The sequence below is a fragment of the Thalassovita aquimarina genome (assembly GCF_018219815.1).
Classification (GTDB): domain Bacteria; phylum Pseudomonadota; class Alphaproteobacteria; order Rhodobacterales; family Rhodobacteraceae; genus Thalassobius; species Thalassobius aquimarinus.
The window spans coordinates 1-598 of sequence record NZ_JADMKU010000060.1 but is presented as its reverse complement, the minus strand read 5'-3'; the positions used below and the strand labels follow the sequence as shown (position 1 = coordinate 598).

At 56.9% G+C, this 598-nt stretch carries 1 pseudogene; it reads left to right on the top strand.

Annotation, left to right across the window (positions count from 1 at the left end):
- Positions 1 to 36 precede the first annotated feature (36 nt).
- Positions 37 to 598: pseudogene (locus IT775_RS21385) on the top strand (transposase); the annotation flags it as partial.

Below are 598 nucleotides of genomic sequence, written 5' to 3'. Positions count from 1 at the left end.
GCGGTGTTAGTGATCCGTCCAAGTAAAGGATGGACCATGAAACGCAGATTTAGCGACGAACAGATCATCGGGATGATCAAGGAATATGAGGCTGGCGTGAAGGCGCAGGATCTCTGCCGGAAGTATGGCATCAGCGATGCGACTTTCTACAAGTACAAGGCCAAGTTCGGCGGGATGAACGTTTCCGACGCCAGGCAGCTCCGCGCTCTCGAAGACGAGAATAACAAGCTGAAGCGGATGTTGGCGGATGCGATGCTCGACAATGCGGCCCTGAAGGATCTGGCAACAAAAAACTACTAACGCCTGACGTGAAACGGCGGGCCGTGCGGGACGTAATGGACCGGCACGGCCTGTCAGAGCGTCGGGCGTGTGAACTGGAGGACCTGCACAGGTCTGTCTTTCAGTACCGGAAGCGGGGTCAGGATGATGTGGCCCTGCGCAAGCGGCTGCGTGAACTGGCCAATGAACGGCGTCGGTTTGGTTACCGACGTCTTCATATCCTGTTGCAGCGGGAAGGCGTCGAGGTGAACCATAAGAAGCTGTTCCGGCTCTATCGGGAAGAACGGTTAACTGTCCGTAAACGCGGCGGACGCAAGCG